Source organism: Pseudanabaena cinerea FACHB-1277 (assembly GCF_014696345.1).
GTDB lineage: Bacteria > Cyanobacteriota > Cyanobacteriia > Pseudanabaenales > Pseudanabaenaceae > Pseudanabaena > Pseudanabaena cinerea.
Map to the genome: position 1 here is coordinate 89,475 of NZ_JACJPY010000004.1, position 23,910 is coordinate 113,384.

28 protein-coding genes and 4 pseudogenes are annotated in these 23,910 nt (G+C 42.7%); 14 read left to right on the forward strand and 18 right to left on the reverse strand.

All coding sequences use genetic code 11. The features are described from left to right. Window positions 1-428: 428 nt before the first annotated feature. From H6F44_RS02390 to pgl, 3 genes are read right to left on the reverse strand one after another with little or no spacing between them, the layout of a single operon-like run. Entirely contained in the window at window positions 429-1,496 is a 1,068-nt protein-coding gene (locus H6F44_RS02390; RefSeq protein WP_190349321.1) for a late competence development ComFB family protein, read from the reverse strand. A gap of 53 nt (window positions 1,497-1,549) precedes the next feature. Further along, the gene (locus tag H6F44_RS02395; protein WP_190349322.1) at window positions 1,550-1,801 is read right to left on the reverse strand and encodes a DUF3493 domain-containing protein; all 252 of its coding nucleotides are present in this window, start codon (window positions 1,799-1,801) and stop codon (window positions 1,550-1,552) included. A 10-nt stretch (window positions 1,802-1,811) separates the two neighbouring features. Beyond that, window positions 1,812-2,522, reverse strand: a complete 711-nt coding sequence (gene pgl, locus H6F44_RS02400; protein ID WP_190349323.1) for a 6-phosphogluconolactonase — start codon at window positions 2,520-2,522, stop codon at window positions 1,812-1,814. A 232-nt stretch (window positions 2,523-2,754) separates the two neighbouring features. On the opposite strand from pgl, the gene H6F44_RS02405 reads away from it, so the two are divergent. Both H6F44_RS02405 and asnS read left to right on the forward strand, forming a co-directional pair. Beyond that, entirely contained in the window at window positions 2,755-2,964 is a 210-nt protein-coding gene (locus H6F44_RS02405; protein WP_190349324.1) for a hypothetical protein, read from the forward strand. A gap of 35 nt (window positions 2,965-2,999) precedes the next feature. Continuing rightward, entirely contained in the window at window positions 3,000-4,421 is a 1,422-nt protein-coding gene (asnS, locus tag H6F44_RS02410; protein WP_190349325.1) for an asparagine--tRNA ligase, read from the forward strand. Window positions 4,422-4,531: 110 nt separating this feature from the next. On the opposite strand, the pseudogene H6F44_RS23870 reads toward asnS, so the two are convergent. After that, a pseudogene (locus H6F44_RS23870) lies at window positions 4,532-4,949 on the reverse strand (phage integrase N-terminal SAM-like domain-containing protein); the annotation flags it as partial. A gap of 210 nt (window positions 4,950-5,159) precedes the next feature. Between H6F44_RS23870 and H6F44_RS02420 the strand changes: the two are divergent. The 3 genes from H6F44_RS02420 (at window position 5,160) to H6F44_RS02430 (ending at window position 8,191) form a co-directional block, all read left to right on the forward strand. Continuing rightward, window positions 5,160-7,259, forward strand: a complete 2,100-nt coding sequence (locus tag H6F44_RS02420) for an ATP-binding protein (RefSeq protein WP_190349326.1) — start codon at window positions 5,160-5,162, stop codon at window positions 7,257-7,259. Between the two features lie 114 nt (window positions 7,260-7,373). After that, window positions 7,374-7,805 carry a hypothetical protein gene (locus H6F44_RS02425; RefSeq protein ID WP_190349327.1) on the forward strand — a complete coding sequence of 144 codons (432 nt, stop codon included), beginning with the start codon at window positions 7,374-7,376 and terminating at the stop codon, window positions 7,803-7,805. A gap of 32 nt (window positions 7,806-7,837) precedes the next feature. Further along, the gene (locus tag H6F44_RS02430) at window positions 7,838-8,191 is read left to right on the forward strand and encodes a DUF433 domain-containing protein (RefSeq protein ID WP_190349328.1); all 354 of its coding nucleotides are present in this window, start codon (window positions 7,838-7,840) and stop codon (window positions 8,189-8,191) included. Between the two features lie 78 nt (window positions 8,192-8,269). Here H6F44_RS02430 and H6F44_RS02435 read toward each other — a convergent pair whose 3' ends face one another. After that, on the reverse strand, window positions 8,270-8,821 hold the full coding sequence (locus H6F44_RS02435) for an REP-associated tyrosine transposase (RefSeq protein WP_190349329.1): 552 nt from the start codon (window positions 8,819-8,821) through the stop codon (window positions 8,270-8,272). A gap of 204 nt (window positions 8,822-9,025) precedes the next feature. Here H6F44_RS02435 and H6F44_RS02440 point away from each other — a divergent pair, with 204 nt between their 5' ends. The 6 genes from H6F44_RS02440 (at window position 9,026) to H6F44_RS02465 (ending at window position 11,063) form a co-directional block, all read left to right on the forward strand. After that, the gene (locus H6F44_RS02440) at window positions 9,026-9,298 is read left to right on the forward strand and encodes a BrnT family toxin (protein WP_190349330.1); all 273 of its coding nucleotides are present in this window, start codon (window positions 9,026-9,028) and stop codon (window positions 9,296-9,298) included. Beyond that, window positions 9,285-9,548, forward strand: coding sequence for a hypothetical protein (locus H6F44_RS02445; RefSeq protein WP_190349331.1), 264 nt, complete (start codon window positions 9,285-9,287; stop codon window positions 9,546-9,548). Before H6F44_RS02440 ends, H6F44_RS02445 begins: the two co-directional genes overlap by 14 nt. 161 nt (window positions 9,549-9,709) lie before the next feature. Then, entirely contained in the window at window positions 9,710-9,985 is a 276-nt protein-coding gene (locus tag H6F44_RS02450) for a hypothetical protein (RefSeq protein ID WP_190349332.1), read from the forward strand. Then, the gene (locus H6F44_RS02455) at window positions 9,982-10,368 is read left to right on the forward strand and encodes a clan AA aspartic protease (protein WP_190349333.1); all 387 of its coding nucleotides are present in this window, start codon (window positions 9,982-9,984) and stop codon (window positions 10,366-10,368) included. Before H6F44_RS02450 ends, H6F44_RS02455 begins: the two co-directional genes overlap by 4 nt. 97 nt (window positions 10,369-10,465) lie before the next feature. Continuing rightward, on the forward strand, window positions 10,466-10,729 hold the full coding sequence (locus tag H6F44_RS02460) for a hypothetical protein (protein ID WP_199301952.1): 264 nt from the start codon (window positions 10,466-10,468) through the stop codon (window positions 10,727-10,729). Then, window positions 10,722-11,063, forward strand: a complete 342-nt coding sequence (locus H6F44_RS02465; protein ID WP_190349334.1) for a type II toxin-antitoxin system RelE family toxin — start codon at window positions 10,722-10,724, stop codon at window positions 11,061-11,063. The genes H6F44_RS02460 and H6F44_RS02465 overlap by 8 nt, the downstream gene beginning before the upstream one ends. A 106-nt stretch (window positions 11,064-11,169) precedes the next feature. Here the strand turns inward: H6F44_RS02465 and H6F44_RS02470 are convergent. The 8 genes and pseudogenes from H6F44_RS02470 to H6F44_RS02505 all read right to left on the reverse strand — a co-directional run. Then, window positions 11,170-11,466 (reverse strand): annotated as a pseudogene (locus H6F44_RS02470) (DUF2442 domain-containing protein); the annotation flags it as partial. After that, entirely contained in the window at window positions 11,447-11,683 is a 237-nt protein-coding gene (locus H6F44_RS02475) for a DUF4160 domain-containing protein (protein WP_190349336.1), read from the reverse strand. The pseudogene H6F44_RS02470 and the gene H6F44_RS02475, both read right to left, overlap by 20 nt. Before the next feature lie 299 nt (window positions 11,684-11,982). After that, entirely contained in the window at window positions 11,983-12,231 is a 249-nt protein-coding gene (locus H6F44_RS02480) for a DUF2283 domain-containing protein (protein WP_190349337.1), read from the reverse strand. Further along, entirely contained in the window at window positions 12,213-12,524 is a 312-nt protein-coding gene (locus tag H6F44_RS02485) for a PBECR2 nuclease fold domain-containing protein (RefSeq protein WP_190349338.1), read from the reverse strand. Before H6F44_RS02485 ends, H6F44_RS02480 begins: the two co-directional genes overlap by 19 nt. Window positions 12,525-12,674: 150 nt before the next feature. Continuing rightward, entirely contained in the window at window positions 12,675-13,073 is a 399-nt protein-coding gene (locus tag H6F44_RS02490) for a hypothetical protein (protein WP_190349339.1), read from the reverse strand. A gap of 78 nt (window positions 13,074-13,151) precedes the next feature. Further along, entirely contained in the window at window positions 13,152-13,778 is a 627-nt protein-coding gene (locus H6F44_RS02495; RefSeq protein WP_190349340.1) for a YcjF family protein, read from the reverse strand. Between the two features lie 748 nt (window positions 13,779-14,526). Further along, window positions 14,527-14,916 (reverse strand): type II toxin-antitoxin system VapC family toxin, encoded by a 390-nt coding sequence (locus tag H6F44_RS02500; RefSeq protein ID WP_190349341.1) that lies wholly within the window; start codon window positions 14,914-14,916, stop codon window positions 14,527-14,529. Beyond that, entirely contained in the window at window positions 14,913-15,116 is a 204-nt protein-coding gene (locus H6F44_RS02505) for a hypothetical protein (protein ID WP_190349342.1), read from the reverse strand. Before H6F44_RS02505 ends, H6F44_RS02500 begins: the two co-directional genes overlap by 4 nt. Before the next feature lie 153 nt (window positions 15,117-15,269). On the opposite strand from H6F44_RS02505, the gene H6F44_RS02510 reads away from it, so the two are divergent. Continuing rightward, window positions 15,270-15,782, forward strand: a complete 513-nt coding sequence (locus tag H6F44_RS02510) for a hypothetical protein (RefSeq protein ID WP_190349343.1) — start codon at window positions 15,270-15,272, stop codon at window positions 15,780-15,782. 25 nt (window positions 15,783-15,807) lie between these two features. Here the strand turns inward: H6F44_RS02510 and H6F44_RS23875 are convergent. The 5 genes and pseudogenes from H6F44_RS23875 to pdxA all read right to left on the reverse strand — a co-directional run bounded on the left by H6F44_RS23875 (window position 15,808) and on the right by pdxA (window position 20,286). Continuing rightward, window positions 15,808-16,239, reverse strand: a pseudogene (locus H6F44_RS23875) (retroviral-like aspartic protease). Continuing rightward, a complete protein-coding gene (locus H6F44_RS02520) occupies window positions 16,226-16,462 on the reverse strand; it encodes a hypothetical protein (protein ID WP_190349344.1) in 237 nt (78 codons plus the stop codon). Before H6F44_RS02520 ends, H6F44_RS23875 begins: the two are co-directional and overlap by 14 nt. Window positions 16,463-16,789: 327 nt before the next feature. Then, complete coding sequence (locus H6F44_RS02525) at window positions 16,790-17,965, reverse strand: pyridoxal phosphate-dependent aminotransferase (RefSeq protein ID WP_190349345.1); 1,176 nt, start codon at window positions 17,963-17,965, stop codon at window positions 16,790-16,792. A gap of 276 nt (window positions 17,966-18,241) precedes the next feature. After that, window positions 18,242-19,144: an NAD(P)-dependent oxidoreductase gene (locus H6F44_RS02530; RefSeq protein ID WP_190349346.1), complete on the reverse strand. Its 903-nt coding sequence runs from the start codon at window positions 19,142-19,144 to the stop codon at window positions 18,242-18,244. A gap of 35 nt (window positions 19,145-19,179) precedes the next feature. Next, window positions 19,180-20,286 carry a 4-hydroxythreonine-4-phosphate dehydrogenase PdxA gene (gene pdxA / locus H6F44_RS02535; RefSeq protein ID WP_190349347.1) on the reverse strand — a complete coding sequence of 369 codons (1,107 nt, stop codon included), beginning with the start codon at window positions 20,284-20,286 and terminating at the stop codon, window positions 19,180-19,182. 178 nt (window positions 20,287-20,464) lie between these two features. Here pdxA and dnaA point away from each other — a divergent pair. Together dnaA and H6F44_RS02545 are read left to right on the forward strand one after the other, a co-directional pair. Continuing rightward, window positions 20,465-21,958, forward strand: a pseudogene (dnaA, locus tag H6F44_RS02540) (chromosomal replication initiator protein DnaA); the annotation flags it as partial. Window positions 21,959-22,071: 113 nt separating this feature from the next. Next, window positions 22,072-23,892, forward strand: coding sequence for an ABC transporter ATP-binding protein (locus H6F44_RS02545; RefSeq protein ID WP_190349349.1), 1,821 nt, complete (start codon window positions 22,072-22,074; stop codon window positions 23,890-23,892). Window positions 23,893-23,910 lie beyond the last annotated feature (18 nt).

Consider the following 23,910-nt stretch of genomic DNA (forward strand, 5'->3'; position numbering starts at 1 on the left):
TTTCCATAGCCATTGGCGCTGACTTAAAACTCAGAAAAATTTTTGAAAACGGCGCTTCGCAACGCTTTCAAATTAATGCCTTATACCGATTTCCAAAGGTGTGACTACACTTTTGGAAATTAAAACCCGAATCCAATGAAGATATTCAAGTCAGGACTTAGAGCCTGTTTGAATTGAAAAGTTTTGATCCCCCTAAATCCCCCTTAAAAATGGGGGCTTTTTTAATCTTTCCCCCTTTCGTAAGGGGAGCTAGTGGGGATCAATCAGTATTTTTAGCGAATGTCCAGACTTTTCCAACAATCTCTTACGCAAAAATACTTGAAACCGTTATTGCAGCGTAGGGGCAATTCATGAATTGTCCCTACTTCTGGCTGGTTTGCGTAAGTCTAACAAGTAAATCAATGGCCACGCCATTAATTTACTTGTTGTTAATTAGGATGCACATTGGGATAGTTATGATCACTACGCTTGCGCCATACCAAATCACTATCTACGGCTTTGAATAAACATTCTTCGATGATAAAAGGCGCATTACGCCAGTTGATATCATCTCGGTACAAAATCCAATTAACCTGATCTAGGGCATCTTCTAGTTCTGCCTCAAAACGGGCAAGGGGTAAGGGCGCTCGTTCGATGCTAGGGGAATCAACACATACGGCGATCGCCTGCTTAAGTACAGCTACGACCTCCTTACCATAGACCTCACGCGCCCTTAACCGCAAAGCTTTATAGCCTTTTTCGGTGGTGGCATACATCGGCGGGAGTCGGTTGAGGACATAGGCGGTAGTCTCACCAAGATCGACAGTATCCGCGATCGCTGGGTGTAGTTTTTGGATTTGATGGTAAGCAAGGGATAAAACTAACTTTTCGAGGACATTACTAAATTGATAGTTAACATCAACCATGTAAGTATGAAAGTCCTGTGACTTTTTGGGATCTAGATCTGGAGCGGCTGAAGATTTAACAGATCGACCTTTCCACGAAATTTCAGTGCGTCCCGATTCTGATCTTCCCTGCTCAGACGATTCCTTGCCAGCTTTTTGCCTAGCATTGGGGCTGCCTACGACCTTGTAAGTATTGCTAACTGCGCCTTTGAGCTTGACGGTGGTTAAGGCATTTTCTAGGGCATTGGGAATATCTTGCCATGAGGCATGTTCTGCGCCAAGCAGTTGTTGCAACGCCGCTAGCGATCGCGCATGGCTGGCGACCTCTTGATAGGGCAGAGGGCTAGAATCACGCAATGCGTCAGGTTTGACCCCGACCAAAGCACGGCGCACGGCTGACTCAATCTGCATTCGCATTTCGATCGCCGCTTTTTTGCGCTGCCTGAGCCATCCCGCCTTAGATGTGGCGTACATTGGCGGCAACCGATTGAGGGCATAGGCTGCTACCTCACTTAAATTCATCTGACTGCGGCGATATTCTGGCAAGTGGGAAATCTGAAGTTCGATCTCATCAATTACCAGCTCCTCTATAGCATTTTTGCAACTTTGCATATCAAGCATTTTGCAACCCAATATTGAAATAAATATTCTAAACCTAGAAGCACTTATTTTTGGGAACCGCGATCAATGCGATATAACCATACCATCAATGCGATCGCGCCAAGTTGGAGGGCAAAATTGGGCAAATTAGTAGCAATTTCGCCGTTCCCTGCAATCAGTTTGGCAAAAAATATGACCGCACCAATAAAGCCCGATCCCCCTAAACACAGGTATATAAACAGTCTCAGACTGCGATAGGGGGTTTTAGCTTCACGCCGCAAACGGGCATAGAGTTCAGGATCTTTGTTTTTGATCATAAATTTGGGGTTATTTTTGATTCATGGCGGTGCGATCGCATAACCAAATGGTGTTACCTGTGATCAACCGCGATGGATATTGATTGACATCACCCTTGGGCGCAAGCACGGCATGGAGAGCCTTGGCCTTGGCAGCCCCCTCGACCATAAATAAAATTTCCTGTGCTTGATTGATCAATGGCACGGTCATGGTGATGCGGGGCTGTCCATCCTTACTGCCTACAGTAATTAGGCGATCGCTTACCTTTAGCGCGGCAGTATGGGGAAATAGCGAAGCCGTATGTCCATCATCACCCATGCCCAGCAAAATCAAATCAAACTGCGGGAATACCCCTGCTGCTACTGCAAAAAATTCTTGAATATGCTGCTCATACTCTTCGGCGGCGATCGCAGGATCATCGGCATCGGTGGGAATGCCATGAATATTTGCCGCAGGGATATCCACATGATCGAGCCAAGCTTTGCGGGTCATGCCTTCATTGCTCTGCGGGTCGGTCACAGGCACATAGCGCTCATCACCCCAAAATATATGCACCTTCGACCAGTCCCAATTTTTAGTGGCAAACAATTCGTATAACACCTTGGGTGTGCTGCCCCCTGCGGCAACGATTGTAAACCTGCCTGACTTAGCGATCGCCTGCTCATAGGCAATTTGCGTCAATAACAGCGCTCTCGCCGCAATTTCTGAGCGATCGTTCCAAATTTCTACCTGTCTAGCCATAGTTATATTTACCTAATTTGATTTTTTCTAAAACTAAATATTGTGGTGGCGGGCTTTGCCCACCACCACAATATCCGTTAGTTAACTAATGCCACTTTTTGTATAGATATTTATCAATAAGACCAATGGGAGGTGTCATTTATTGCATTTTGTGTGAATTTTGACAATACTAACTAGTAAATGTATTACCCTATAAATTGTTAGGGAAATATTAAGGTTAAGGTAAACAACCATGACACCTGCTATAATGCGACTTTTTTGGGATTCTGTGAATCAAGCTCAGCCCAATCTGCTATTAAACCTTGATGATGATTGCTTAATGAGTTGGTTGGTCGACCAAGTGAAACAACGCTCTAGCCTCGACCCGCATCAACAGAATGATCTTAGTCATTACATCAGCGATCGCTTACCCTTAATCAGAGAAATGGCATACGATCATTAGTATCGTTAGTGATTGCTCACGAATATCTTTAGCATATGGCATCTACAAGAATTATTGATTTGTTACGCGGTGATTTAACCATTGATCCTGATCAAAATCCCGATCATCTTTGCACCGTGCGGGGTTGGGTTCGCACCAAACGGGAAGGAAAGGAAATCGCATTTTTAGAAGTCAATGATGGATCATCGTTACAGGGTTTGCAGATAGTTTTGTCTCCCACCCTTGACGACTATGAAGCTTTAATCAAACAGATCAATACGGGGGTATCGATCGCAGCCACTGGCAAGCTAGTTGCATCTACGGGCAAGGGGCAGAAGGTGGAGATGCAAGCAAGGGAAATCACGGTTTTTGGTACTGCCGATCCTGAAACCTATCCTTTACAAAAGAAACGTCACTCTATTGAGTTTTTACGCACGATCGCCCACTTAAGACCTCGTACCAATATGTTTGGGGCTGTTTTTCGGGTACGCAATGCCTGTGCTTTTGCCGTGCATCAATTTTTTCAAGAGCGCGGCTTTTTGTGGGTACATACGCCAATCATCACGGCTAGTGACTGTGAGGGGGCAGGCGAGATGTTTGGCGTAACGACCCTCGATCTCCAAAAATTAGGGTTGGCGGGTAAACCTGTGGATTACAGCCAAGACTTTTTTGGTAAGCCTGCTTTTTTGACCGTTAGTGGTCAGCTAGAGGCAGAAATTATGGCAACTGCCTTTTCTAATGTCTATACCTTTGGTCCCACCTTTCGCGCTGAAAATTCCAATACTTCCCGCCATCTTGCCGAGTTTTGGATGATTGAGCCAGAGGTGGCTTTTTGTGACCTCGAAGGCGATGCTGATCTAGCGGAAGATTTTCTTAAATACATCTTCAATTATGTTTTAAAAACTTGCCCCGAAGATATGGAATTTTTCCAAGAACGGGTCAATGATCAGGTGATGGTCAATGCGCGGAAGATTATCGATGAGCAGTTTGAACGCATCTCTTATACTGAGGCGATCGCCATCCTTGAGAAATGCGATAAAAAGTTTGAGTTCCCTGTTTCATGGGGGCTGGATCTGCAATCGGAGCATGAAAGATTTCTAGCCGAAGAATATTTCCGTAAGCCTGTAATCGTGATGGATTATCCCTTGGGGATCAAGGCTTTTTATATGCGGGTGAATGATGATACAGCCAGCGATCGACAAACGGTAAGGGCGATGGATATCCTTGCCCCTGGTGTGGGTGAAATTATTGGTGGTTCACAGCGTGAGGAGCGTCTAGATCTGCTAGAAGCCCGAATCCGCAGTGTGGGGCTAAATCCTGAAGATTACTGGTGGTATCTAGATCTACGCCGCTATGGTACGGTTCCCCATGCTGGCTTTGGACTTGGTTTTGAGCGTCTGGTGCAGTTCATCACAGGCATGGGCAATATCCGCGATGTCATTCCGTTTCCGCGCTTTCCTCAAAGTGCCGAATTTTAAGTGCGATCGCCGATCCTGTAGGGTGCGTTACATTTCATTAACGCACCTCATCTGATATTCAAAATTCACGCTTTACTAAGATTATTTAGGATTTCTAAAGTTTAGGCAACAGTTAAGACTGTCGGTAAGTTGCGAGGACGCTTTGCCCTCACTGCATCAAGATTAAGCTCTAGCTCTAATACCTCTTGATACAAAAACAAAATCGCGCTCAAAGCCTGATTTTGTGTTGATGCCGCCACATTTTCATCGATTGCTAAAAGTTAAAAAAGCATTAACTTCATCGCCGCCCATTTCGCTAGGATGGCGCTTGTTATGAAATAAAATAAATCGCCGAACCCATTGCACATAGGACTTTTCAGTTTGATAGGAGTAATGCTTAACTCGAATAGCATCCCTAACGCGATCAAGTAATTTGCGAGGCGGTGGCTCAGTCTGCCCATTTGGGGTAAATACAGATATCTGATTTTTTAGTATAGGCTTGGGTATGTTACTCAACATTTTGCACGATAAAACTCCATAGAGGGATATTACCCCGCAAAAAACTGAATATTACACTTTTTAATTGCTTTATCTAGCAAGTTGTGAGATATTAGGGTCATACAAGTATATATCCTGTAATTTACAAGATAATATGTAGTTATACGGCATTAAATCCCCTATCTGAAATTCTCTTTTTCCAAAAGGCAGCAATGTAAATCTAAATGTGTAAAATTATTGACAGTTCTCTGAGGAAAAAGGATGGAAATTAGTCAACTCAAGACTCTACTGGCAGATTCAGAGAACCCCAAATTAGAATTTAAGAGTCAATGGTATTGCAATACAGATCAGCTTGACGATAAGGGCTGGGGAGAGTTTCTAAAGGATTTAATTACACTTGCAAATGGAAATTCAGGTTTTGTAGGTCAAACTGGATATTTAATAATCGGTGCATCTGATGAAGATCCCAGAATTGGACAGCAACGGGGAATCTCTAATGTAGCTAGAAATGGAATGTTGTCTAATCTGCAAAAGCTACGTGAAACAACACTTCGGAAACTTCGTGAAACTTGTAGCCCATCTCCTGCTGACATCGATCTGAGTTTTGTCGAAGTAGAAGGTAAGCATCTGCTTATTATTGAAGTTCCGCCTCCAGTTGATGCTGTCAAACTCGATCGTGATTTAAACACCAGAGGAATGAGATTTAAAAAGGGCACTGTTCTAATTCGTGTTGGGCAAGACGTTAGTGTGGCTGATCCAGCAGAGATAAATAACTTAAGAAAAGGGTATCAGGATACTTGGATTCAAACTCAACGAATGGTGCATAATTTACCACAACCCGATTATGTAAACTTTATTGGTAGACAAGATGAGCTTGAGAAGCTTCGGAATTTGCTTAATCCCAGAGATCGTATATGGACAATTGTTATTGATGGAATAGGTGGGATCGGTAAATCTGCTTTAGCTTTGGAAATAGCACATCGATACTTAAACGAATACAATTTTATTCCTGAAGAAGAGCGATTTCAGTCAATTATTTGGATTTCAGCAAAAGATTCAATTTTAACTGCTGACGGGATCAAAAAGCGTTTTCAGGTAACCAACACCCTTAATGACATTTATAGTCAGATTTCTGTGGTTTTAGGAGAACAAGAAATTAGCCGCCATAACTTTAAGGAACAAGGTTTTTTAATCAATCGTGCATTGGGGGCAAGAAGAACTCTTCTAATCATTGATAATCTTGAGACAGTTGATGATGATCGCGTTAATGCTTTTGTTCGAGAACTTCCTAATCCCACAAAATGTATTGTTACTACCCGTCATCGTATTGATGTAGCAGATCCTATTCGACTGTCTGCAATGCCTCGAAAAGATGCACTCTCACTAATTCAGCAAGAATGCGACAAGAAAAATGTTCGATTAGATAATTCGCAAATTGAGCTTCTGTATAAAAGGACGGCAGGAGTTCCCTTAGCTGTAGTTTGGAGTATTGCTCAAATAAGTTATCACGGCTTTGGAGTAGATCAGGTATTAAAACGCTTGGGTGATGCAAAAGGCGATATAGCCCGTTTCTGCTTTGAAAACGCTGTTCATCACATTCAAGATAAACCTGCTTATAAAATATTAGCTAGTCTGGCTTTATCTCCAAGATCGATGAGCCGACAAGAAGTAGGAACTGTTGCTGATTTGTCCGAGCTTGATCAAGATGAGGGGTTAGTGATCCTAGAACGCTTATCGCTAATTAATAAGAAAGGTGGTCAATTTAGTTTATTACCTCTAGTTCAAGAGTATATCTTAACTAAGGTTAAAGAATTCCCTTTTACTGATTTGAGGCAATTGGTTATTCGGTTCTCAGAAAACTATGCTCCTTCAGGTGCAGACTCGCTATCTGCAATTGAGCAATATTTTGGTTCAGAATTGATTACTCCATTAAAGATTGAAGTTGCAAAGAAGATTGTTGATCAAATGTGGGAATGGGATAGTCAGTGCGATGAAATAGGCGTGAGTTATTGTATTTCAGCTTTGGAGAAGTTGGCAATTGATACGGCAATTGATGCCATAAGAGATATTGCGATGTATTCAAATGTTGCATCTCTGGCTGCGTGGATGTACTCCGCTGCTGCTGGCATATTGATTCATGCTGGCAGGTTAAGAGATTTAATAAATTTGAGCCTTTCCTATCAAAATTTTGATAGCCTTACTGTTGAATCCTTGAAGAAATTTGAGACTGACAAAGTTGTTCAAGAAATTGACATAGTGTTGGAGATTCAAAAAGAAAATAAATCAGAAATACTACAGCAGTTAAAAGATAAGTTATTGTCTTCAGAAATATATCCATCTTCTGGCGACCATGCCGTATAACAATCCCGTTGCACGCCGACCGTATCAATTTAGTCGGTCAAATCCGAAAGGTTACTAGCGGCGGGTGAACGGAGCCGTTAGGCTACAAGTCTAGGTAACGGAGCAAAAAAACTGATGCCCAATGATATTGTGAAGTATGAGCCAGATGACGCTGGAAATATTGTGACTCATGCTCTACGACAAATTTCTGAAAACTCAGAAATAGTTTTATCTGTCAAGGCAGTTAGCAATTGGATTACTGGTTTTACTTGCTACCTTAGCAACGAGGCTGGATTGTATCGATCTCAAGAAGTCGATTTCAAAGAAACATTCAAAGATTTTAATCAGTATATTCGCCTATTCAATGCAGGATCTGATTTTCGTGCAAGATCTACCGCAAATTTTTGTAGACGAGTTCTTCATATGGAAGATTCAAAAACTAAACGCCATTTCATTATCCAGATTGTTAGCAGTTTTCGCCGCGATATGGGTAACTCAATAGAAAGATTTTCAGAGATTGAAGGACAAATTGTTAATGGATTTCTTGAAAACCCATTTGGGCGTTAAAATAAAGTTAATGTTTAAAATTTACTGCTGCTATGCTCACTGCCTCTCGTACCGTGTCAGTTCCCTTATCTACTAATGCCGATGGTGTGATTTTGGTTGGCAACACTCGTGTAACCATTGATACAGTTGTAGGAAATTACAAGCAAGGATTGTCACCTGAAGAAATTGTATCTCGCTACTCATCACTTAATCTATCAGATGTTTATAGCACTATTGCTTTTTATCTAAGCTATCAACTAGAGGTTGAAGAATACCTAAAACAACGTCAGCGCATAGCTAAAGGAATTCGAGAAGAGAATCAACTACGGTTTAATTCTCAAGATTTGCGCGATCGCCTTCTTGCAAGTACGATCGCCGATCTTGTAGGGTGCGTTAATGAAATGTAACGCACCTCATCTGATATTCAAAATGCGTGCGTTACGCTGACGCTAACACACCCTACAACATTTCTATATTTCCGATGATTAATCATCCCAAGAGCCTTGAGGTTTGGCTATACGTTCACCACTACCCCAATCCTTGGGATAGACACCTTGAGTAATGAACCGATGAATACTCGAATATTGCCAATCTTGAGGATTCTCACATAAACCATGCCTCACTGGATTATCATGAATATAATCGCAGTGAATCGCAAAATCTTTCTCATCACGAATTAAATGTTCCCAAAATCGGCGTTGCCAAAGATTGCTTTCCCCACGCTTCTCTCTTGACTGGGAAATATCACGATTTACTTCTAATAGCTTTCCATAATGTTTTGTGACGTAAGTTTTGATTAATCTTAATCGTACTGATAAATCACGATCATCAGGCGGTAAAGTCCACAAACAATGGAAATGATCGGGCAATAGAACAAAAGCATCAATAGTCAAAGGATACTTCACCCTCACCTTTTCAATCGATTCCCTAAGTGCTTTACGAGCCACATCACAACATAACCAAGGTTCACGCTGATAAGTAACCTGAGTAATGAAAAAAGTACCTCCCAATACATGAGATCTTCGATAGTTAGACATTTGCGTCTGAAGATAACTGACATAGTTAATATACGCCGATCTTGTAGGGTGCGTTAATGAAATGTAACGCACCTCATCTAATGGTCAAAATTCGTGCGTTACGCTGACGCTAACACACCCTACATTTGTTGTACCTTAAACGGGATAAGTTCTTAAGGCTACTTATTGGAACTGAATCACAGCAAAATTTGATACAATAGCTACATGAAATTTGAGTGGGATAAGAACAAAGCGGATCGTAACTTTTCAAAGCACGGAGTTTCCTTCGATGAGGCAAAAACCGTCTTCGATGATCCCCTTTATGTTGACTTTTACGATTCACGCCACTCGGACAAAGAAGATCGATTCCTTATTGTTGGTGAATCTAGTCAAGGACGTTTGCTGATTGTTTCGTATACTGAGAGAAGAAACTCAATTCGCATTATTAGTACAAGAGAAGTCACAAGATCGGAGCGTGAAGCATATGAAGAAGGTTGAGTTAGAGATGGAAGACGATCTTCTAGATGAATATGATCTAAAAAAATTGCGCGTGAGAAGGCTAGGCTCAGGGCGAAAGAGTTTTGGCACTGCAATGGTACGTCTAGATCCTGATGTAGCAGAAATATTTTCTAGTGCAGATGCAGTTAATGAAGCCCTAAGATTTTTGATCAAAGTGACGCGGCAAAATCAGCCACCCATCCTCACAACGCAGCCTAACACAGCGTTGGAACCGACTACCGAAAGTTAGTCTAAAAAATGCGATCGCCGATCTTATAGGGTGCGTTAATGAAATGTAACGCGCCTTATCTAATGGTCAAAATGCGTGCGTTACGCTGACGCTAACACACCCTACATTTCCTAGTCGGCTATAATACTGGACAAGGCAATGATCTAGGAAAACTTATAATCATGGCAGTGCGTCAACCCCGCTATAGCAAAGAAGAATTTGCCCAACGTGGCGATCTAATTTATCAAACGCAGATACGTCCACAGGTCGAATCAGGTAATCACGGCAAAATAGTTGCTATTGATATTGAGACTGGAGATTTTGAGATAGCCAATGATACAATGACCGCCACTCGCCGCCTTCGAGAACGTTTGCCCGACTCCCAAACTTGGGTAATCCGAATCGGCTATCGTGCAGTTCATCGTTTCGGTGCGCGGAGCCTGAAAGAAAAGATATGATGCAAGGATACGTCAATAAGAATTGTGAAGCCACGATTCTTGTAGTCGTTCGTAACAATGCCAAACTAAAATCTATTAACACTGTCATTGATACAGGATTTACTGGTTTCCTAAGCCTCCCGAACAACATCATTACTGAACTGGGTTTGCCATGGAGTTATCGCGATCGCGGAACATTAGGAGACGGTAGTGAGGTTTTGTTTGATATCTATGACGCAGTAGCTATTTGGGATGGCAAAGCTAAAGAGATTGAAGTAAATTCAGCAGAAACAGATCCATTGATTGGGATGAGTATGCTCCGTGGGTATCGACTGCAAGTAGATACAATTGAGGGCGGATTGGTAATAATTACAGACTTGTCAGAGCGATCGCCGATCTTGTAGGGTGCGTTAATGAAATGTAACGCACCTTATCTAATGTTCAAGATTCGTGCGTTACGCTGACGCTAACACACCCTACAACTATAACTAAGATTAAGCCATGTTAGCTACAGAACCTTCTACAAAGATAAATGTTAAACAGACATTGATTCAAGAAATCGATCAGACTTCAGAGGCTCTTTTAAGCGAAGTTCTAGACTTCCTTTTGTTTATTAGAGCTAAACATACAGATGTTGTTGAATTAGTAGAAGATTATGATGATTCCAAGGAGAAAATCTTAGAAGATCTGAGGCATTCCTTAGAAGATGCTAAAGCAGGTAGAGTTCACGATATTTCTGAACTTTGGGATGGGATTGATGTCTAGCGATAATCATAAATTGAAGATTCAGTTTACAGATGTTTTTAAGCGTCAAGTTCGAGGTTTGGCAAAGCGCTATAAAAGGATTAAATTAGATATTCAACCAGTTTTAGATCAACTTCAGAGTGGTGACTTAGTTGGCGATCAGATCCAAGGTACTGGCTTTACAGTATTTAAGGTTCGCATCAAAAATAGCGATATTCAGAAGGGTAAAAGCGGGGGCTATAGGTTGATTTACTATATTAAAACCTCTGAGAATATTTTATGTGTTTTTTGTCAAAGCACCGAATTTTATTCAGAAAAGTCAGGTGCGTTATATTGTATTAACGCACCCTACTGAATTGGCGATCGCACTATAATCATTCAGCAGTAATGTTATTAGACTTTTGAAGGTCAATCAGGTCAGCTACAGAAGCGCTGATCACAGATATCTTTCTGACTGGATTAATGCGAGCATTTAGCCATTTTTGAAATGACTTTTGACTCTCTCCCGAAGGTTGACCTAAAATCAAATTTTTAGTGCTGATATCTTCATCTAGTTGCTCCCAGTGAATTCCTTCACCTTGACTAATAGTACGCCAGTCATTACGTTCTTCTTGGGAAGCATTAAGCAGTCTTGGATACCATGCCAGTGGAACAGAAATTGTCCGTCCATCTGATAGATCGACTGATAAAGTATCGTCTGTGATGGTTACGTCTTGAATTGTTGGTATTTCAAGGAGTTCAATCGTTAAAGAAGTCATTCCATCCTGCCAGCAGTTGCTCTTGATGTTCTTGAATTAGTTTTTGAATATGATTAATTTCTGTGCGGCTAAATCCTTTGTTTTTCTGTAGGCGGATTGGGGTAAGCCAAAATTTAGCTTGGTCTTGATCTCGCTCAATATGTATGTGCGGTGGTTCATCGCGATCGCCTGCATAGCAGAAAAAGCGGTAAGCACCGACTCTTAATAATGTTGGCATTTGAGGATATAGGTTTATAGCTAAACATTAGCTGATATCAATTTGACCGTCAATATCTAGTCACCCTATCATCAATAAGTTTACCATGCGCCAAAACAACTAGTTATCGTCAACTATTGGGTACATTCTATTTCATTAATACACCGTACATGATTGGCGAAGGTCGCACAGATTTTATCTAGTAGCGTGAGTTAGCAGAGCGTAACGCACAAGTAATTAGCATTAAATAAGGTGCGTTACATTTCATTAACGCACCCTACAAGATCGGCGATCGCATTTATAGTTAGTTAGATTCTTTTTTAAAGTCGATTATTAACATTTAAAATAGTCAGACCAATAATTTCATCATTTTGATAGCGGATTAAAATATTTTCATCGGTGAGTTCACTATCATCGGCAGCAAGGGCGGGTTGATGAAAATTGATGTATAACACATCAGCTTCGACATCATAAAATGTCCAAGTATTCTTCTTGGGTAGAGTTTTAATTGCATTAGCTAAGTTAAGATAGCTAGGAATTTTGAGGGGAGTTAAAGGGGTTGTGACCATACTTCTTTACGTTTGTTGAGAGAATTGATACGTTTAGTAATATAGGCGGTGATGACAAACCCGTCTTCTTGTGCTTCTTTATAAATTGTAACCAAATGCTTATTATCACTTAGCAACTTGATCGCTAAAAGCTCACCATCATTGCCTTCTAAAATTCTATCAGGATTTTCTATGGTTTGGATGATTTCGGGCTGAAGGTGCAGAAGTTCGGGATGCCCTTCGGTTATGTGTTGCCATCTTTCTTCAGTTAGGCGAATGGTTAGTCCGCTTTTGGCGGATGCGATCAAGGGCATAGGGGTTGTCGAGTAAGAGGGTTGCTAAGTTATCAATCTAAATCTAAATTGCCCCCTCATCATCAAATTTACTATTCGGTAACTCATTCAATTTTATTCAGAAAAATAAGGTGCGTTACATTTCATTAACGCACCCTACAAGATCGGCGGTTACTGACAAGCACCTATAATTCTTGGATCAATAACTATTCCACTAATACGCCTATTTAAAGTAAGATAACCTTGGAAGTTACCTTCTTCATCAACAATAATTGGAGGATTTGTTGCCCTAGGGTTGCAGGCACTAACATCTGAAAACTTACTTCCCCAGTTTCCAAATCTGTTATATATACTTGTATCAGAAAATCGGCTTCCAAAGTCACCGAATCTATTAGACAAAGAGTTATCATCAAATTTGTTGCAATTAATACATCCAAGAAAAACAATACCTCGCCTTCCATTTTCTAAAGAACCATAGATTAGTAAAGGTGATTCAGCAAAAGAATTATCTACAAGCAAGAAAAAGCTAGAAAGCAAAGAAAAAAAAGACAGTTTTTTATGTATTTTCATATATTTTAAATGTTAAATGTGCCTAACACCAAACAAATTCTTGATTTTGGAGCTTTTATAATGTTGAAATATAAGAGTTTATTTTTTGAATTTTCTGTACTCATCCCTACGAAAGATGTAATCAGTATGACTAGGAGTAATATTCCAAATAGAAAAAATAATTTCTTCTTCGTTAAATCCCTTCGCTTCAAAGAATCTGATTTTCTTTTTTAGGTCTGTACTTGTAGAATCATTTTCTTGATAAGACTTCTCTCCTTCCTTGACTCCGCTTTCTCTAGCTTTTCTTAAGTCTTCTTTTGTTGCAGTCATTCCACTGGAAAAATAAAGTTCTGCTGCTTTCCCCATACCGTATGTCCAGCCATAAACAAAACTAGAGCCGACTAATCCTCCTGCTCCTGGCAAACCAATTTTGAATAAAGCTAGAATTGTCTGCTGTCCAATAATACCACCGCCTATTACTGCTACGATTTCACCTACAGATTTTTCGCTAATTTTGTAGCCATAAACATTTCCAATAGCTCTAACCATAAGATACTGAACGGGCGTAATTGTAACAATATCAGCAAATGGAACAGGAGCTAATGCTAGGGTTGCACCAGCAGCACCAGCTACTACCCTAATCTGAGAACAAATCTTTTTTCTCTCATCATCATTACGGTCTGAGAAATCTCCGTTAATATATTCATATATATCGTCTAAGTTCATAACGCTTTAGGTTAAGTTATCTCATGAGTGTACATGTGTAATAAAGTGCATTTTGAAAAAGTGATGTAGATGGTCGGGTAAAACTGCTACTTACTTTTTCTATATTTTGTATTACTTGCCCACGTTGCCAAATCGTAGACTTAATAAGTCGGTACTCGTTTTGATTACAATTAACTTGATAGACATTGTATTCAGCACGAATTCTGTCAAGAGATTCACCATAAATAGGTACTCGGAACTCTCGATTATCTAAATTGCTTATTTTTTGTACATCAAGAATGTTTATGTAGTAACACATATTACGTTCTTGATGAAATGAATCAACTTTAGCTGTAACAAAGTCAATCTTAGGACATACATTGTTTTGGGCATTGGTCTCAATTGGCAACGAAAAAGATAAGTTAGTGAGTAAAAAGATGTAGCCTATAATTTTTTTCACTGTTTAAGTCTGTGTATTTTTTATTTGTTTGTATAAAGTATATTAAATGAATTTATTGAGATTTAAAAGCGGAAAAAGACGGAATGCTAAAAATTTACGCTCATATAGGAATTTGGGTGAAAGACCTACTTTATTAAAAAGTCACACTTTGTCGCCGCAACGGTTTAAGCCAGATCGTTTAATTGGCTTCACCTGCTTACCCATATGAGCGAAAATTTAATTTAAGTCGGAAAAAGGCAAAAAATACGGTTATAGTCGGAGCGATATGAGTTAGCTAGACAGCGAGCTGATCAGTGAATAAAACCTGAATCATGGAATTGTTGCTATATCTGCATAGCCTAAAATTTTTGTATCCATAGTTACTAAAGGGCAGTTGTAAACTTTAGCTGTCGCTATGATAATTTGATCAGCAGGATCACGATGGAAATTTACCAACTGAGTGGATGCAATGGCAATTTGAGGGGTTAGGTCTAGTAATTGTACGGCTGGGTAGGACAAAGCTTTTTCAAACCACTCTGAAATTTCACAAGGAAGCGTCAAGCGATTGTATTCGACTAATTTTGCAATTTCCCAACAGGAAATGACGCTAATGCCAATAGTTAAAGACTCGTGGTCTTCAATGGCTATTTTGGCAGTTTGGCTAAGTCTTGGATCGCCATGTACCCACCAAATCCAGATATGTGTGTCTAAAATAATCATACTATGACTTCCCAATCGGACATTGCTACAGGTTCCATAGGATCGATGTATTCGATTGGTAAGCCGCGCAGGGGATATTTTTTAGTTGTAGATGGCGTATGGTGGGTCAAGCCAAATACTTGCAATAGCTTCAAGGTCTTTTCTAGCTCAGATTCAGACATCCGATTAAGTTCATCAATGAGCAACTCTTTTACAGTCATGACTTAATTACCGCTTGCTTTAAGTTGTTTGAGTGAGCAATCGCTTCTAACTTAACCATTTTACAATCACTACAAGATTAAATTTAGCTAAATACGGAAAAAGACAGGAAAAGACGGTTATAATCGGGTTTGTGGATTTATGGCTTTGTAAGTATGGATGTTAAAGAATTGTTGAAATTTGTTGATGAGAGTATGTTTGCGAAGACGGGGAAAAGACTTAATGATTTGCAGCGTCAGGTGATTGAGGGAGCGCTGAATCATCGGAAATATGTGGATATTGCGGAATCTTTTGAGAAAAGCGAAGGTCATGTTAAAGATACTGGTTATGAGCTTCTACAAATACTTTCAGAGATTTTTGAAGAACCAGTTAAGAAAGGGAACCTTAAATCTGTTTTAGAGAGACAGAGAAGTAATGTAACTGTTAATGTTGGGGATGGGAATGTCGGAAACTTTGGACATATCAATAATTGCGTGAATTTTAATAGCGATCGCCTATCACCTAAACCCAATCAAGTTCCATTAGAAAAAACTGACACTCTGCAAGAAAAGCAAATAGCGAAAATCAATAAACTGCGCGATCGCGGTTTAAATGATGAAGAAATTGCCGAACTTTTAGAGATTCCTTTAGAGTCAATTACAGCTATAAATTTAGAAGAATCGGCTTAGTTCTTAAACCAATTAGCATCATGCGTTACACATTGCGCGATCGCCTAGGAAATATATCAAAAGCCAACTGCGAACGGTAAAAGCACACATCAAACTCAATAAAAAAGTTTAGCTGACCTAAAATAAGTGGTGGATCGTTAGATTTAGCCCAAGCAAAAGCCAAAATAACTGGTGGAAAGTCATCAATTTGCGCTATCACAGCTAACCCCTTTGCTTCCACTGGCGCAAGATTACCTGATAGGGGAATTGAGAGAGCTTTTGATCTTCCCAGACAGCCCCTAATTCTAAGCCAAGAGCATAGGGCATAACATTTAGGCTCGCTCCCGTATCTAAATAATCCAAAAACTTCCAAAGTGCGATCGCCATAACTCAAAGCAATAGGCACGCAAGGAAAGACATTCGTTTCACCCTTTGAATTTCTTCGCTCAATAAAAGGAAATCGCTTAGGAATTGACATTTGTTTGCGCCCTTTTTCTTTCTTCTTCAGGCTCTAACAAACTCATCAATTTCTGAGCAGCATCACCATAGTCATAGGGCGACCACAGCCGATAAGCTGCAACATTATCTAATGGCTTTAGCCCTTCTTCCTTGGCTAATTCTGACATTAAAAACTGTACCATCTGAAACTTTTCGGTACGCGACAATTGCTCAACTTGAGTCAGTAATTCAAGATTTGACATAACCCACCATTGTCATTATTTTCACATTTTAGCACGACTTCAATTCAATTAGCATTAAGTGCTACACCTTTCGTGATCGCCTATCACCCAAACCCAATCAAGTTCCATTAGAAAAGCCAGATTCTCAAAGAGAGAAACAAATAGCTAAAGTTAAGAAATTTCGCGATCGCGGCTTACAACGCTTTGCGCTCAAACCCAAACCAAAAGAAATTTTGAAAAGGTTGCAAAGCAACGCTTTCAAAATTTCTCTTGTAGTTCGTTCTAGCCCCTACTTATGAAATACCATTTTAATTCACGAAAGCGTGACAACACTTCCGTGAATTGAAATTAGCGGTTATGCAGCTTATCGACAAACCTATGGATGCGATCGCAGCCTTTGCGGATGGTATCGAGGTCAGTGGCATAGGATAGACGAATGCAATTATCTAAGCCAAAGGCAATTCCAGGGATTACTGCCACCTGCATTTCTTCTAAAAGCTTTTCACAAAACTCTAGGGAAGACATATTGAAGGATTTGATGCTGGGGAATAGATAAAATGCACCATCGGGCTTGGGGCAGGTGATGCCATCCATCGCTGTGAGCAAGTCATACATGACATCGCGGCGTTCGGCAAAGGCTAAGCGCATTGTCTCCACACATTCTTGAGAATCATTGAGGGCGGTGACGGCTCCATGCTGGGCAAAGGTACAGATATTGGAAGTGCTATGACCTTGGATCATGGTGGCGGCTTTGATGATCGTAGGATCACCTGCTAAGTAACCCACGCGCCAGCCTGTCATCGAGTAAGCTTTGGCAAAACCACTGCTGATTAGGGTGCGATCGTACATGGCGGGGCTGACGGCGGCAATGCTGAGATGATCTGCGCCATCGTACAGAATTTTTTCGTAAATCTCATCGGAGACGATATAGACATGGGGGTGACGCTCCAGCACATCGGCTAAAGCTTTGATTTCCGTAGGGCTGTACACCATGCCTGTGGGATTAGAAGGGGAATTAAGTACAAATAGCTTGGTTTGGGGTGTAATCGTGGCTTCTAATTGTTCGGGGGTAATTTTGTAGCCGCTTTCTTCGGTGGTGATGACAAATACGGGCGTGGCTGCGGCTAGTTTTGCCATTTCGGGATAGCTGACCCAGAATGGTACAGGAATAATTACTTCATCCCCAGGATCAAGGATCGCCATCATCAAGTTATACAGGGAATGTTTACCGCCATTGGTGACGATGATCTGTTCGGGCTTGTAGGTGAGTTGGTTATCGCGCAGGAGCTTGTCAGCGATCGCTTGTTTGAGTTCAGGAATACCTGCGGCGGCGGTATAACGGGTTTTACCTTGGTCGAGGGCAGTTTTGGCGGCGGCTTTGATATGGTCAGGGGTGTCAAAGTCTGGCTCACCAGCACTAAAACTACAAATATCTATACCACTAGCCTTCATTGCTTTTGCCTTTGCGTCGATCGCTAGGGTTAAGGAAGGCAGAATATTACTAAGTCTTTTTGCCAGTTGCATTTTTTCTGGAGCGGAGGCGGCTTTATGGGATTAGTTGTGCATTGTATCAAAGCATACTTGCTTGTGTTTGCTAGATTTTTAACAATTTTTAGGAATTAGAGTCTATTTGAAAAGTTTTGATCCCCCTCAATCCCCCTTGCAAAGGGAGACTTTGAAATCTTTCCCCCCTTTCGTAAGTCGCCCTGTACACACAAGTTATTTGCTATTGCAAACGTAGCTAGAGAGACTTGTGTGTAACACCGTAGCTTTCGTAAGGGAGGCTAGGGGGGATCAGTGTTAATGCCGATAGGCACGAATCATTGCCTGTGTGCCTTGTTCTGCACCCAAACCGTCATCTAATTGACTTACCTTGAAGAAATTCTGTATTGCCAAGGCGATCGCTGGTAAATCTCCAGAATCTTGATCGGGATCTTGATTAAGCTCTTGGCTGATTTCCTGCACAAGTCGCAGATCCTTGAGCATATGCTTAATCGCGAAGCCTGGTGCATAATCACCCTTTGCCACCTTCATACCCAAATTGGTCAGCGCCCAAGAGCCAGCCGCACCACTGCCACATACATCAACCACTAGCTGCGGATCGATCCCCATTTTGGCGGCGATCTGCATGGTTTCGCAGAGGGCAAGCATATAGATAGAAACAAGGGATTGATTGCAGAGCTTCACCGCTTGACCACTGCCGATCGCCCCACAATGCTTGATGTTACTGCCCATCGCCTCAAATAAGGGCAAACATTCCTGCATATCCGCCAATTCACCACCAACCATAAAGGTTAACGTGCCATTTCTTGCCCCAACATCGCCCCCCGATATGGGTGCATCTAGGAACCGCAAGCCATCATTCATCAAGGCTTTACCGATATATTTGGCGGCATCACTGCCGATGGTACTGGTATCAATAAATAGGGTATTGGCCTTGGCAAAGCTCATAGCGCTCTTTTCGCCGATCAAGACCTCAGTGACATCAGGCACATCGCCCAAACAGGAAAATACGATATCGGCTTCACTAACTGCGGCTTCTAAGGAGTCGGCAAGTACGCCCCCTGCACTGCTAAATAGGACGATCGTGGGGCGATTTTTGGTGCGATTCCAACCAATTACGGAATGTCCGCGTTTGACTAAATTCGCCGCCATTGCGCTACCCATTACCCCTAAACCTAGAAATGCGATTTTCTGTACCATTTGCCTTGAGTCTGTTTTTGATAAGTTCGGCAATTTTACCGCGTTTTGTTGGTTGCTCTAGCTTGTGCCAACTCAACCGCAAGGACAATCGCCTCGATCATGCTGGAGGGATCGGCGATCGCCTGTCCTGCAATGTTAAAAGCAGTGCCATGATCGGGGGAGGTGCGGACAAAGGGTAAGCCGATGGTGGTATTGACGGCGCGATCAAAAGCCAGCAATTTGACGGGGATCAAGCCCTGATCATGGTACATCGCTAGATAAGCATCATGCCCCAATGACAGACGATCACGATCTTGCCATGCCTTAGCAGGATTGACCCACATCGTATCGGGAGGGATGGGATCGCTGAGGGTGACATCAGGGTGCTGTTGGCGATAGCGCTGAATTAGGGGTATTAACCAATCCTGTTCTTCATTGCCGAGTTGCCCCTGTTCGCCGCTATGGGGATTGATCCCCGATAGGGCAATGCGCGGATTGGCGATCGCAAAGTCCTGTAATAGCGATCGCCTGAGTAGTTCTAATTTCTGTTCAATTAGGGCAGGGCTAAGGGTCTGCGTAACTTGACTAAGGGGGATATGCACCGTTGCCAGCAGGGTACGCAATACCCAATCGCTATGGGGAGATTTACCCACGAAGAGCATCCCGAAGTCATCAACCTGACTGCGATCGGCGAGTAATTCTGTTTGTCCTGCATAGTCATGTCCCGCTTGTTTCCAAGCAGACTTGGCGATGGGGGCGGTGACGATCGCCGCAAATTCTCCCGCAAGGGTCGCCGCGATCGCTGCCTCTAGGTAGGCAAAGCTAGCTGCCCCACTTGCCTGATTGCCCAGCCCAACCATAATCTCGTTAGAAGTAGAAATATCGCATATTGCTAAGGATTCAAGGTCAGAAATAGATTGAGATGGTAGCTTTTGCGCCAAATCTTGAGCAGCATTGTGGAGATGATCGAAACTGCCAAAAACCGTGAACTCTGCGTCTAGGCTCATGATGCGGCGATCGGCAAGGGATTTAAGAATGATTTCCATACCAATGCCTGCGGGATCGCCTATAGTGATGGCTATGCGCGGTCTTGATTGCGCCTCTAAATTAGCCTCCAGAGAGTGATCTAGGGATTGATCTGGGTGATAGTGCCAATTATTCATTTTTTTAGGTTGTTAATTAATTAACAGATTATTCTCCAAAAATTTATTGTCCGCGATAAGATCGTAATCCGCCTTTAGCCCGTGATCACCACCAACGATGTCAGTTGATATTTCCTTAGAAACCCTCTGGAACCAAGTCCTTGAGCTACTAGAAAGTCAGCTTAGCCGTCCAACCTACGAAGGTTGGATCAAGACGGTGGTGGCGGTCAATTTGACCGAAGATCGTTTGACGATCCGCACGCCTTCAGGTTTTGCCAAAAATTGGCTACATAAGTACTATTTCCAAAATATTACCGATGCTGTCACCGAAATCCTTGGCTATGCCGTAGAAATTCAGATTGAGGCAGCCGCCGCCCAAATTGAGCTAAATCTTGATTTTGATGGCGCTGTGGCTGCGGGCGATCGCCCATCGGCTAATCGCCTCAAAGAATCTAACGCGGAAATGTCTCCGAAAACGCCCCTAACAATACCTCAGCATGGCGAAAGCGATCAAAAGAATGGCTCCCGTAATGGTGCGGGCATGGGTCAGGATGGGATGCTAGAAACAGCGATCGCTGCTGAAGCCGTGCAAGCAATGGTGGCGGCGATCCCCCAAAATGGTCAAGGCAATAGCACAGAGAGTCATAGCCATGCTCCCCGTACTAGCAACCTCAATCCCAAGTATAATTTCAACCGCTTTGTGGTTGGCTCCACCAATCGCATGGCGCACGCGGCCGCGTTGGCGGTGTCCGAAGCGCCTGGGCGTGAGTTTAATCCTTTGTTTTTGTGCGGTGGTGTTGGCTTAGGCAAAACGCATTTAATGCAGGCGATCGCCCATTATCGCCTAGAAATTGAACCCAAGGCGCGGATTGCCTATGTATCAACAGAGCAGTTTACCAATGACCTGATCGCCGCCATTCGCAAGGATAGTATGCAGCGCTTTCGGGAGCAGTACCGCGAGATCGATATGCTCATTGTGGATGATATTCAGTTCATTGAGGGTAAGGAATATACCCAAGAGGAATTTTTCCATACTTTTAATACGCTCTATGAGGCGGGTAAACAAATCGTCTTGGCAAGCGATCGCCCCCCTGCCCAGATTCCTAGATTGCAGGAACGGCTATGTTCAAGGTTTTCGATGGGTTTGATCGCCGATATTCAAGTGCCAGACCTGGAAACGCGCTTGGCGATTTTGCAAAAGAAAGCTGAATACGATCATCTCAAAATTCCTACCGATGTGCTGCATTACATCGCTGCTAGTTATACCTCTAATATCCGTGAGCTAGAGGGGGCATTGGTGCGAACTGTTGCCTATATCTCGATTTCGGGCTTGCCGATGACGGTGGAAAACGTTGCGCCCGTTCTTAACCCGCCAAAGGAGCCTGTAGAAGTTTCCGCCGAGATGGTTTTGCGAGTAGTTACAGAAGTTTTAAATATCGATCTAGCGGATCTATTGGGCAATTCACGGCGGCGGGAAATTAGCCAAGCTCGCCAATATGTGATGTACCTCATGCGTCAGCATACGAATTTGAGTCTGCCCAAAATTGGCGAAGCCGTAGGCGGTAAGGATCACACCACCGTCATGTATAGCTGCGAAAAGGTGGCACAGTTGCAGTCCACCGATGGCGACATTGCTCAATTATTAAGGCAACTCAGCGATCGCATTTATCTAGTTGCCCAAACCAAAACTTAGCGTATAAACCAAAAAGGCGGCGCGAAGCACCGCCTTTTTGGTTTGGTGTTTTAACAAGACTGTCAACACTATAATAAAACTCAAATAATGCTTAAACCTCTACCAATCAACCCATGACTTTATCATCATCCGATCGCCCTGTTGATCGCCTCAACGATCGCGCATTACTGTCAGTGCGTAACCTGCAAGTGGATTTTCGTGGTGATGCAGGTTTGGTGAGCGCCGTGAAAGGCATTTCCTTTGACTTGTTTCAGGGGCAAACCCTTGGCATTGTTGGCGAATCTGGCTCAGGCAAATCGGCAACAGCGTTGGCGATTATGGGACTGTTGGGTGAGTCAGGGGTGACTAGGGGCGAAATTATGTTTCAGCCCCCACGTCGTGAACAAGATCGCGAACAAGACCGTGAACAAGGTGGTGAAATCGTGGATCTCTTGCGGGTCGCGCCTCAAAAAATGTTGCATTATCGCGGCGATCGCATAGCAATGATCTTTCAAGAGCCGATGACCTCCCTCAACCCATTATTTACCTGCGGCTATCAAGTGATTGAGGCAATTAAGCTGCATCAAAACGTGGATGTTGCAGAGGCAAAACAGCGCACAGTCCAGCTATTTCGAGAGGTGCAGTTGCCCAATCCTGAACAAATGGTTGAGCGCTATCCCCATGAGCTATCGGGCGGACAGTTACAGAGGGTCATGATTGCCATGGCTATTTCCTGTAACCCCCAATTAATCATTGCCGATGAACCCACCACTGCCCTTGATGTGACCGTACAAGCGGCGATCTTGGCATTGTTAAAGGAGATTCAGCGATCGCGAGGAATGTCGCTGATTTTCATCACCCATGATTTGGGCGTAATTGCTCAAATTGCCGATCGGGCGATCGTCATGAATCAGGGGGAAGTCGTGGAATCGGCAACCACCGCAGAAATTTTTCAAAATCCCCAACATCCTTACACCAAAGGACTGATCGCCTGTCGTCCCCAACCCGATCGCCAATTGCGTCTATTGCCAACGGTCAGCGACTTCATGGAACTCCAAAATGGAATCATGGTGGCGAAACAACCCAGTGATCCGCGCTATTTAGAAGTGGTTTCACCTACGGAAATTGCTGTACGTTTAGCGGAATTACAGACACAGGAGCCAATTCTATCGGTACAAAATCTCCGCATTGAGTTCCCCATTCGCAATATTTTAGGACTAAAAAAGCGCTATTTTGTGGCGGTGAATAATATTAGTTTTGATGTCTATCCTGGTGAAACCCTCGGCTTAGTGGGCGAGTCTGGCTGTGGTAAAACCAGCACTGGTCGCGCTATTTTAGGGCTGATTCAGCCATCGATGGGTTCGGTGAAGTTTGAAGGGCAGGAAGTCACCCAACTGAAGGGAACGGCATTGCAAAAATTACGCAGTGATTTGCAAGTGATTTTCCAAGATCCCTATGGTTCCCTCAATCCCCGTTTATCCGTTGGTGAAGCGATCGCCGAGCCATTATTAATCCATAGTCATCAAGAGCGATTTCAACGCTATCGCCAAAAGGCTGCCAGAAATGAACGGGTTGCCTATCTCTTGGAGCGGGTGGGTTTAACTAAGAGCGCAATGCGCCGTTATCCCCATGAGTTTTCGGGCGGTCAGCGTCAACGCATTTGCATTGCCAGAGCCTTGGCGCTCAATCCTAAATTGATTATTGCCGATGAGCCAGTCTCAGCCCTAGATGTATCAGTACAGGCACAAGTTCTCAATCTACTTAAAGAACTACAAGCAGAATTTGGTCTAACTTACATTTTCATTTCCCATGATCTCGGTGTGGTCAAATTTATGAGCGATCGCATCATGGTGATGAATAAGGGCGATATTGTCGAACTAGACAGTGCCGAAGCAGTCTATTCCAATCCTCAACAAACCTACACCAAACAGCTAATCAGCGCGATTCCCCGTTAAGGTTCCACAATTTAGTTT